The sequence below is a fragment of the Paraglaciecola chathamensis S18K6 genome, assembly GCA_000314955.1.
In the GTDB taxonomy this organism is placed as follows: Bacteria; Pseudomonadota; Gammaproteobacteria; order Enterobacterales; family Alteromonadaceae; genus Paraglaciecola; species Paraglaciecola chathamensis.
This window is the reverse complement of the sequence record BAEM01000022.1, coordinates 298,311-308,753: the sequence shown is the minus strand read 5'-3', so window position 1 is coordinate 308,753 and position 10,443 is coordinate 298,311. Positions and strand designations below refer to the sequence as shown.

The 10,443-nt window shown below is 43.6% G+C and carries 8 protein-coding genes; 3 read left to right on the top strand and 5 right to left on the bottom strand.

Translation table 11 applies throughout. The features are described 5' to 3' along the window. Positions 1-44: 44 nt before the first annotated feature. The 4 genes from GCHA_RS07620 to nadK all read right to left on the bottom strand — a co-directional run bounded on the left by GCHA_RS07620 (position 45) and on the right by nadK (position 5,575). Positions 45-1,631 (bottom strand): ABC-F family ATPase, encoded by a 1,587-nt coding sequence (locus GCHA_RS07620; protein WP_039992205.1) that lies wholly within the window; start codon positions 1,629-1,631, stop codon positions 45-47. Positions 1,632-2,061: 430 nt separating this feature from the next. Beyond that, positions 2,062-2,418, bottom strand: a complete 357-nt coding sequence (locus GCHA_RS07615; protein ID WP_007986752.1) for an outer membrane protein assembly factor BamE — start codon at positions 2,416-2,418, stop codon at positions 2,062-2,064. A gap of 113 nt (positions 2,419-2,531) precedes the next feature. After that, entirely contained in the window at positions 2,532-4,205 is a 1,674-nt protein-coding gene (gene recN / locus GCHA_RS07610; RefSeq protein WP_007986751.1) for a DNA repair protein RecN, read from the bottom strand. 494 nt (positions 4,206-4,699) lie between these two features. After that, on the bottom strand, positions 4,700-5,575 hold the full coding sequence (gene nadK, locus GCHA_RS07605; protein WP_007986749.1) for an NAD(+) kinase: 876 nt from the start codon (positions 5,573-5,575) through the stop codon (positions 4,700-4,702). 251 nt (positions 5,576-5,826) lie between these two features. On the opposite strand from nadK, the gene nagZ reads away from it, so the two are divergent. From nagZ to GCHA_RS07590, 3 genes are all read left to right on the top strand, one after another. After that, positions 5,827-6,840, top strand: coding sequence for a beta-N-acetylhexosaminidase (gene nagZ / locus GCHA_RS07600; protein ID WP_437123581.1), 1,014 nt, complete (start codon positions 5,827-5,829; stop codon positions 6,838-6,840). Positions 6,841-7,157: 317 nt separating this feature from the next. Beyond that, positions 7,158-8,534, top strand: coding sequence for an SLC13 family permease (locus tag GCHA_RS07595; protein ID WP_007986745.1), 1,377 nt, complete (start codon positions 7,158-7,160; stop codon positions 8,532-8,534). 418 nt (positions 8,535-8,952) lie between these two features. Continuing rightward, positions 8,953-9,279, top strand: a complete 327-nt coding sequence (locus GCHA_RS07590) for a YunC family protein (protein ID WP_007986743.1) — start codon at positions 8,953-8,955, stop codon at positions 9,277-9,279. 55 nt (positions 9,280-9,334) lie between these two features. On the opposite strand, the gene GCHA_RS07585 is transcribed toward GCHA_RS07590, so the two are convergent. After that, positions 9,335-10,333, bottom strand: a complete 999-nt coding sequence (locus GCHA_RS07585; protein ID WP_007986741.1) for a LysR family transcriptional regulator — start codon at positions 10,331-10,333, stop codon at positions 9,335-9,337. Between the last annotated feature and the right edge of the window lie 110 nt (positions 10,334-10,443).

Sequence of the window (10,443 nt, the reverse complement as noted above, 5' to 3'; positions counted from 1 at the left end):
CTTTTTTGTATCTAGAGCGCGCGATGAGCGCTCTCAATCATACACTAGGCGCCTAGGCTTTCTAGGTAGCTTTCATAGTTGCCACGGAAGTCCACAACACCATTTGGGGTAATTTCAATAATACGAGTCGCTACTGACGAAACAAATTCTCGGTCGTGACTAACAAAAATAAGCGTACCCGCATAGTTTTCTAGAGCCAAGTTTAATGATTCGATTGACTCCATATCCATGTGGTTTGTTGGCTCATCCATCACCAGAATATTTGGGCGCTGAAGCATCAACTTACCAAACATCATTCGACCTTGTTCGCCGCCAGATATGACTTTAACAGACTTAGTAATTTCGTTCTGCGAGAACAGTAAGCGACCAAGCGTGCCACGCATGACTTGCTCGTCATCGCCTTCTTGCGCCCATTGGTACATCCACTCCATAAGCGTCATATCTTTTTCAAACTCATGGGCGTGGTCTTGAGCGTAATAGCCGATATTTGAATTTTCTGACCATTTTACTTCACCGGCAGTTAAGTCTGTGTCTCCGACTAAACATTTAAGCAGGGTGGTTTTACCTAAACCATTCTCACCGATAACCGCGATCCGCTCGCCTACTTCAACCATTAAGTCTAAGCCGTTATACAACTCTTTTTCATAGGACTTCTTTAAGCCTGTTACTTCTAAGGCGTTACGGTGTAGCTTCTTCGTTTGCTCAAAACGGATAAAAGGGGTTTGACGGCTTGATGGTTTGATGTCATCAAGTTTGATTTTGTCTATTTGTTTAGCGCGCGATGTCGCCTGTTTAGACTTAGAAGCATTTGCTGAAAAGCGACTAACAAAGGTGCGTAGTTCAGCAATTTGTGCTTTCTTCTTGGCATTATCAGCGACGAGTCGCTCACGCGCTTGCGTCGAGGCCGTCATGTATTCATCGTAATTGCCTGGAAACAAACGGATCTCACCGTAATCTAAGTCTGCCATGTGGGTGCAAACACTGTTAAGAAAATGGCGATCGTGAGAAATAATGATCATCGAACAATTACGTTCATTTAATACGCCTTCCAGCCAGCGAATGGTGTTAATGTCCAGGTTGTTGGTAGGCTCATCGAGTAACATGATATCTGGGTCTGAAAAGATAACTTGAGCTAATAGCACTCGTAGTTTCCAGCCCGGAGCGATTTCACTCATAGGCCCATAATGTTGCTCAACTGGAATACCTACACCAATCAATAGCTCACCAGCACGCGCTTCGGCTGTGTACCCGTCCATTTCCGCAAACTCAGATTCTAGGTCTGCTACGCGAATACCATCTTCTTCCGTCATCTCAGGGTTAGCGTAAATCGCATCACGCTCAGCTTTGACTTTCCAAAGCTCGTTGTGACCCATCACTACCGTATCGATGACACTGTATTGTTCGTAAGCGAACTGGTCTTGTTTCAACTTACCAATGCGCTCGCCTGGGTCAGTTGATACGTTACCTGCTGTTTGCTCTAAATCTCCCCCTAGTATTTTCATAAAGGTAGATTTACCACAGCCATTTGCGCCGATTAAGCCGTAACGATTTCCGTTACCAAATTTAACTGATACATTTTCAAATAATGGCTTTTCGCCAAATTGCATAGTGATGTTTGCGGTCGTTAACAATGTGTTCTTCCGATATTTGAGGTGAAAAGTGTTATTCCTCGGCGCTATTCATTGTGCTAGCGATAAGCGCTAAGCTGAAAGTCATAAAGTGGATATCAAGTTATGCATTCATTAGCGCGACGGTTTGAGGAAAATGCGGCGCATATTATGCCATAAACGCCCATGACTCGGCTAATATTAGCGGGAATTACCGTCAGTTTTATGACAAATATACCTGCTCTCGTTGCGATTAGCGGGTTTGCCGGCAAATCAAATAGTGCTAAATAAGCTTATAAAGCCTGAAAGCGGATAGAAGGGGAGGGCTCAAAAAGATTACAAGGCCCAAAAATAGGGTGACTATTGGTAAGTGAACTGAAGGTCGATTAATTTATTCTGCATGCAAATGACAAGGAATAAATTAACCGACATTCGTTATTTCTTAAGGTGGGGCTTACTCATCTAACGGAGTATAGAAGTCTTCAGAGAGCTCAAAGTCTCCAGAAACCTCGCTAACACGATTATCTACAAAGCTAAGAGTCAGTTCCTTACGAAAGTCTTTACCGCGTTTAGCCATGCCGCGCTTCATCTGATACAAGTAATACCAAGTGTCGTGATCAAAAGAGTCTTCAACAACGGGCTTTCCTAATACGTACACTACTTGCTCTTTTGTCATGTTAATACGCAATTTACTTACGTCACGCTCATCCAAAAAGTTACCTTGGGGAACGTCAATTCGATAAATCCAATCAGCACATGCAGATAACATCAACGAGGCAGCAATCACCACCAATATATTTCTAAACTTCATTCTTATTTAAATTCTCAGCTAATAGGTAAATAATGACCCTACACATACTTCGCTAAAGGTCCTTAGGCGAAGCATCCTAACTCAGCCAAGATAGCCTAATCAATGCATAATTGTTATGAATTACTGATTTGTAGTAACTCTTTGGCGTTGGCGAGCGCAGAATCTGTTAATTTGTCTCCAGCTAGTAGACGTGCCAACTCTTCAATTCGTTCACTTTCTTGTAAAGAAATCATGTGGGTTTCAGTCGTTTTCTTGTCACTGAACTTAGTGACAAACATTTGGTTATGCGCTCGAGCTGCTACCTGGGGTAAATGGGTGACACATATTACTTGGCAGCTCTCGCCTAACTTTCGAAGTAAGTGACCCACTACTGACGCCGTTGAACCACTAATACCGGTATCGACTTCGTCAAAAATCATAGTGGCAACTTGGCTATTGTGAGAGCTAATAACCTGTATTGCCAAACCAATACGCGATAACTCACCTCCAGAAACGACCTTCTCAATTTTATCTAAGCTCTGGCCTTTGTTCGTTGACACTTTGAATTGAATATTATCTAAACCGTGTTTACTTGGGGCGCTGTTGGCTTGCGGTTCAACTTCAATTTTAAATATCGCATCAACCATATTCATTTTATGAATTTGGCTTTCGACTTGCTTAGCTAATTTACCGGCGGCTTTGGTGCGCGATAAGCTGAGTTGCTCAGTACTATGAAAGTATTGCTTTTCTAATGAAATTAATTCTTCTTGTATACTTTCCAGTAATTCATCGTCTTGTGATAGTTGTGATAATTCTTGGGCCAACGTTTGATGATAATCATATAAGCCTTCAGCTTGCACTTGGTGCTTTCTAGCTAAATCCAACGCTTGCGAATAACGGGCTTCTACCTGCTGCATTTTCATCGGGTCAATTTCTAATTGCTCAGTGTAGTTTCTAAGCTCTTGGGCGGCTTCATCAATTTGAATGCTGGCCTCATTTAATAGCGCTAAAATGGGCGACAGGGAAGGGTCGTGATCTTGTAATTCCGTTAATCTATCTATGCTGTTTTGCACAGCTGACAATGCATTGAAGTCATCTGCTTCATACAGCTGATAAAAGCTTAATTGGGTTTGTTCTAACAGGGCTTGGCTATTGCTGAGTTTTTTATGTTCACTTTCAAGCTCACTAAATTCACCTTCACCGATTGCAAACTCATCTAGCTCTGAGACTTGATAAGACAAAAGCTGGAAACGGTCCGCGCGTTGCTGCTGACCAGCCAAAAGCTCGCGATATTGTTTTTGTTTTTGTTGCAGCGTGCGATAGTGCAGCGCTACTTTATTCAGTAAAGAAGTGTGCTCAGCAAAGTTGTCGAGCAGTTCACGCTGTGTCTCTGCTTTTAAAATTTGTTGATGGGCATGTTGGCCGTGAATACTCAATAAGTATTGACCTAAAGATTTCAGTTGGCTTAGCGGCACAGGCGTACCATTAATGAAGGCTTTAGAGCGACCTTCACTTGAAATAACCCGTCTTATTAGGCAATCATCTCCATCATCCAATTCATGCTCTTGTAACCATTTAGTCGCGAGTGTTAACTTGCTCACGTCAAATGATGCGCAGATCTCAGCTTTGTCAGCGCCACTGCGCACAAAACCTGCTTCAGCTCTATCCCCAAGGCACAAACCTAAGGCATCAACAGAAATGGACTTGCCGGCGCCGGTTTCACCCGTAACGGCAGTCATACCTTGCGCTAAATCGATGTCTAATGATTTAACCACAGCAAAATTTCGAATAGATAAATGAAGTAACATACCAACACCTGTTCAAACATACAGTAACTGTAAATATATACATATTTTCGCGCCTGTCTAGTGAACTTGTCGATTTTAATTACCGTGTACATTTTGTACAATTAGGTGTAATTGTTGTAAATCAATAAGATAGATTGTTTTTTAAGCGTTACATGTGCAGCTAAAATAAAAAGATATTTTTAGCCAGGTACTGACTATGGGTGTTGCAAGTGAGATAAGACTTTGTGTAGTGATGTTTGCCATGGTTAACGACGAATTAACTGTAAGCAAATTTTCAAGTTAGATGTTTAACCAAAAGCGACTCTGCCGGTTGCTTTTGCGCTTTAGCCAGATTTTACTTACGCCCTATTGTATATAGCTTTAAACGATACGCGTAGACCTACAAAAACTCCTCTAGATATACTGAAAAATTGGCTTAACAAATAATCAACTATCTTAGGACAACGGCTAACGTTGTGGCGATTCGTTTGTAGGTAGTTGTGTTGCAAATAGGGTTAGTAAAGTTTACTACCCCAGCCTAGTTTTGTGCGTAACACGTTGAAATAATTGTAATCTTTAGGATGGATTAGGGATAATTTTGCTGGGTTTTTGCGGATGACTATTTCGTCTCCGGGTAATACGGTGAGCACGATGTGACTGTCGCAACTGACCTGTAGATTATCTTTGTTCTCTTTGGATACTTTCATTCGCACAGTGCTGTTGGCGTCTACTACTATGGGGCGAGCGCTGAGCGTATGGGGGAACATAGGTACTAGGCTAAGGGCGTCTAAATTCGGCGTTAAAATCGGCCCACCGCCTGATAATGAATAGGCCGTTGAACCGGTTGGGGTAGCAACAATAAGCCCATCAGAGCGTTGACTAAATACGAAGTTTTCATCTAAGTAGACTTCAAACTCCATCATATGGGCAACTTTTCCGTGGTGCAACACCACTTCGTTTACCGCTGAATTGGTGCTTTGAAGCTCTCCTCCTCGGTACACTTCAAGCTCGAGTAAAAAACGCTGCTCGATTTGGCACTCACCAGCAAAAATAGTGTCTAGTTGGTGTTCGAAGTCATCCGGATTGATATCGGTTAAAAAGCCTAAGTTGCCTCGGTTGATACCGACTACGGCAACATTGTGTTTAGCTAATACCCGAGCGGCGCCAAGCATATTGCCGTCACCACCGACCACGATGGCTAAATCGGCTTGGGTACCTATGGTATTCAGGTCGGCTATTTCAAATCCATTGCCTTTTAATTGCGACGCGCAGCTTTGCTCTACAATGACCCGGCAGTCTTTCTGTTTTAGATAAACAATCAAAGCCTGCAAGCTTAAATTCGCTCCAGAATGTCCTTGCTTGCCTATCAATCCAACGGTGTGAAAACCCATAGTAACTCAATAAAATAACGATTTTACCTAGTATAATCATGCCCAGCGCGGAATGTCATACATTTTTATGTCTATGATTTTTCTAAGGGTTCTAACGCTTAATTTGTGTGCAAACTCTATATGTTTGCTCATTGTTTAAACGCCATCGCAGAATAATTTGCTCTTTATTTAATGAAGGGGCTTGTTGAGGCTTTGTTTATTTAACGGGTTCTCTTATAGTGCATTTAATTCAACGCGTTATAAGATGATTCATGGGACCAATAATGTTAGATGTCACAGGTTGTGAATTAACACCTGATGACAAAGAACTGCTCGACCATCCGCTGGTTGGCGGGGTTATTTTATTCAGCCGTAACTATTATGATCAAAAGCAACTTGCCCAGCTCATTGCTCAAATTCGTTTAGCTGCACGAAACCAGGTGTTAATTGGTGTCGATCATGAGGGCGGGCGAGTACAACGTTTTCGTGATGGTTTCAGTGCCATTCCTGCAATGGGGGCTATTTACCAGCAAAGCACTGAAGATTTAACCAAAGCCCAACATTACTGCAATACCTTTGGTTGGTTGATGGCAGCTGAGTGTTTGGCATTGGATATTGATCTGAGTTTTGCGCCCGTATTGGACTTAAACGGTGTGTCGGACGTGATAGGTGATCGTTCTTTTCATTCCCAGCCAGAGCCATTGATTCAGATGGCCAGTGCGTTTATTAAAGGGATGCACAGTGCTGGCATGAAAGCCACAGGCAAACACTTTCCAGGACATGGTAATGTGAAAGAAGACTCGCACATAGCCATGCCAGTCGATAAGCGCAGCCTCGAACAAATCACCCAATTGGATATGCAGGTTTTTACCCGCTTAAACGAAATGGGATTACTCGATGGGGTGATGCCTGCACATGTTGTTTACCCAGATGTGGATGACATGCCTGCAGGATTTTCTAAAGTGTGGCTTCAAACCTACCTACGCAAGAAAATGCAATTTGAAGGCGTGATTTTTTCAGATGATTTATCAATGCAAGGGGCGGCATTTATTGGAAACTTTGCCGCCAGAGCAAGCGCAGCATTAAATGCCGGATGTGACATGGTGTTGGTGTGCAATAATTCGGATGCTGCCGTTCAGGTTATCGACAGTTTACCGAGTAATTTACCGGATAATCCGCGCTTAGCGAAATTAGTTAAGGCACCCAGTGCTGATTTTAGAGCGCTTGCTAAAACAGACGATTACACAAGTGCGCTGCGTACACTTGAAGCGTATTACAACCAATAAGATGTTACTTTTTACACCGCACACTAAAGCGCGAAGCTGGTTAGATTGCAAAGCTGGTTAGATCGTAAAGCTGGTTAGATCACTCAGCTATGTCGAGCGGCAAGCATGTTAATAGACCGGGCGAAGTAGCTCGGCTAAATTGATCGTTCGGCGAGTCAAAATACACGGGTTTCTATCAAGCGTTTGACTGAAGCCTAATAATTATTTTTCTTAGTGATTACGCTCTGTTTTGTGCGGTTTCATAAAATAGAGCGAAGACAAATTATGTGCTTAGCCTAAGCATTACGTCAGCGCTATACATCAGGACAGAACATGTTATGCAATTAACCCGTCAGCACTTTATTTTGATTGGTCCAATAGTGGCGATCGCGTTTTACGAATTTTTACGCTTTTCACAAGTAGAATATTTGCCCGCTGTTACGGCAGCCATCACGGCATTAACGGTTATTTGGTGGGTAAGTGAAGCCGTGCCTATTCCTGCTACTTCGCTGGTTCCTTTTGCATTGTTACCTTTATTTGGGGTACTTGACCATGGCACTGCAGCCTCAGCGTTAGGGAGTCACGTTATTTTGCTCTTGATGGGGGCGTTCATGCTTTCCACCGCGTTAGAGCGAAGTGGTGCCCACGAGCGTTTAGCGGTTTACATGGTGCGAATGGTAGGCGTGAGCAGTGGTCGGCGTCTGGTAATGGGGTTTTCCCTTGCGACGGGTTTTTTAAGCATGTGGATCTCAAACACTGCCACCGTGCTTATTATATTGCCGATGGCGTTGGCGGTATTATCCCACGTAGATAATCCAAAACTTAAAGTCGCTTTAATTTTAGGGATAGCGTATTCAGCGAGTGTCGGCGGGCTGGGGACGTTGATCGGCACGCCACCGAATGTGATATTTGCCGGTATTTATCAACAGCAAACAGGGCACGAGTTTGGTTTTTTAGCATGGATGAAAGTTGGTGTGCCGGTGGTATTAATCAGCTTACCTATTATCGCATTGTGGCTGACGCGTAATGTCACCCTTGAGCATGATATTTCGTTACCTAAGTTAGGCGCTTGGCGTAAAGAAGAATCGCGAACATTAGGGGTATTTGGTGCCACTGCGCTGGCATGGATAACCCGCAACGAGCCATTTGGTGGTTGGAGTGGCTGGTTTGATATTCCCTATGCCGGAGACAGCACCATCGCCTTAACCGCGGCTGTGGCGATGTTTGTGGTACCTAATGGAAAAGGCAGCAGATTGCTCGACTGGGAAACCGCGAAAAACATTCCGTGGGGCGTACTACTATTGTTTGCGGGTGGAATTGCATTGGCGAAAGGGTTTAGCGCTTCTGGCCTAAGTCAAATTCTTGGGCAATGGTTACTGAGCTTAACGAGCTTGCCCTTAGTAATGGTTATTTTAGCCATTTGCTTGATTGTGACTTATCTAACAGAAATCACCAGCAATACCGCCACAGCAACATTGCTTATGCCCATCTTAGCGGTGGCTGCTGTATCTTCTGGTAACGACCCCGCGCTATTTATGATCCCCGCAGCCATGGCAGCCAGTTGTGCCTTTATGTTACCTGTTGCCACTGCACCCAATGCCATTGTATACGGCTCAGGTGAAGTCAGCATAAATGATATGGTTAAAGAAGGAGCGATTTTGAGCTTTTTAATCTCCTGTATTGTTGGTTTGCTGTGTTATGCCCTGTTACGTTAATACCTAAGCTGCGTTAATACCTAAACTTTCTGGACCAACTTGTGCTCTTTGTAATCTCAGCGTTTATCAACTGCTGGGCTTATAAAGAGCTGGGCTTATGAACAGCTGGGCGTATAAACAGCTGCGCTAACTGAATATTGAAAAAGTGGTTAGCGATAGCTCAGGTTTCTGTTTGAGCCACATTTGCGGATAAATCGTTCCCGCTTAAGGATGTCGATTTTGTTGCTGTGCGCGCCCGCATCGTGGCGACAAATAAGTGCAATTCGAATCGTTAAAATGTCGCTTTTGGTGCAATAATATCAATCACTTAGGCTTTTTACTGCTTATAACTGTGCTGCTTGTTACGCTGCCCATATGGCACCAATACTGCAAAAGCTCGTTTCCACATTGATATTAAGCATGATTAAGGAGTCGGTATATGGTGAAGGTGATTGGGGTTGCAGTTAGCCTTGTGTTTAGCATTGGGGCTCAAGCGTCAGAATTTAACTGGGGAGAGCTAAAACGCGAGCGGATAGAATTACAGTTACCCCTGTTAACCGTGCAGGGTAGCAAAGGGTTACTTGCCTGTGCTTACGTTGATGTGCAAACATGCGAAAAAACCGGTGAAGCATGCGCTATCGTCTCAGGGGTGAAAACCCATGAAGATATGTTGCAACGGCCGGTATCTCAGGTGTCAAAAGCGGCGCGTCAATTAGGTGTTGAAAAGGGGATGAGCGGTGCTCAAGCGTTAAATATTCTGCGCTAGGACCACCTTAAGCCGCTGAATGTGAAGAGTGTGTAAGAGGCTAGGTTACAAACACCTAGCCTGCCACAGCGGATTCAATATTAATAACAGACTGCTGCTGATATTTGCTATCTAGTAAATCACCACGCCAGCTGTTGTCTGCATGTAAGTTTGCCGCAGTTTCTCGGATAAGCTCAAAGACAGCCGCTACCGCAGGATTTTTGTGCTGGTGGTCCGCTAGGCGCAAATACACTTCTCGCTTTAATTCTGGTTCAGTTATATTTATTGCCCGAATTTGATGATTGACCTCTAAATGACAGGTCGCAGAAGAGGGGTATATGGCTAAGCCGAAGCCTTGGGAAATGTAATGTAGGGTGGTCATCAACTGCCCAAACGCATTTCGCGTTTTTAACTTTACCCCAAGCTTTTGGGCTTGTTCTTCAAGCAACTTAGGCAGCGCGTCTCTTCGGTCAGGCATAAATAATTCATAGTCTTGCAACGCTTCAAAGGGAATTGAGCCAAACAACGAAAGCTCACTGTAACTTGGGTTTTTGGGACGAGGCGAAATATACAAGTACAAATTTTCGTTCATCAGCGCCAGCGAGCTGGCGGCATGCTTGCTCAATTCCACGTTGTAACACAGGGCAATATCAATTTGTTGCTCAGCGAACCAGCTTTCTACCATATAGGATGGCCCCACCCTAAATGCTAATTCGACGTTGGGAAAACGATGTTCTAATTCGGTTTGCAGTTGCACTGACAGCACATTACACAGTGACTGGCTAAGGCCGATAATCACTTTGCCTTTGCATTCGGTTTGTAGGCCAATAAGATCGAATTTTGCGGTGTTAATTTGGTTTAAAATTAGCCGCGCATGTTCTTCAAATTGCGTACCCGCGAGCGTAAGGGATACCCCGCGAAAATTCCGCTCGAATAACTTTATTTTTAATTCATGCTCTAAATTCGCCAATTGCAAACTGATCGCAGGTTGTGCGACATCCAGCATTTTAGCTGCACTTGAAATACTTCCTTGCTCTACTGTGGCCAAAAAATACTCTAATTGTTTTGTGTTCATTCAGTACCCAAAATCACGCTGTTTTATTCATATAATTGTTTGCTAAAGACGAGGTAGCAAAATAGGTGCCCAAATTAGCATCTGCTCTATATTTGGGCTTATGCTCTTAA

Coding starts and splice junctions, on each gene's coding strand:
- nagZ (WP_437123581.1), top strand. CDS start 5,827: ATGGGACCAATAATGTTAGATGTCACAGGTTGTGAATTAACACCTGAT.
- recN (WP_007986751.1), bottom strand. CDS start 4,205: ATGTTACTTCATTTATCTATTCGAAATTTTGCTGTGGTTAAATCATTA.
- GCHA_RS07615 (WP_007986752.1), bottom strand. CDS start 2,418: ATGAAGTTTAGAAATATATTGGTGGTGATTGCTGCCTCGTTGATGTTA.
- GCHA_RS07595 (WP_007986745.1), top strand. CDS start 7,158: ATGCAATTAACCCGTCAGCACTTTATTTTGATTGGTCCAATAGTGGCG.
- nadK (WP_007986749.1), bottom strand. CDS start 5,575: ATGGGTTTTCACACCGTTGGATTGATAGGCAAGCAAGGACATTCTGGA.
- GCHA_RS07585 (WP_007986741.1), bottom strand. CDS start 10,333: ATGAACACAAAACAATTAGAGTATTTTTTGGCCACAGTAGAGCAAGGA.
- GCHA_RS07590 (WP_007986743.1), top strand. CDS start 8,953: ATGGTGAAGGTGATTGGGGTTGCAGTTAGCCTTGTGTTTAGCATTGGG.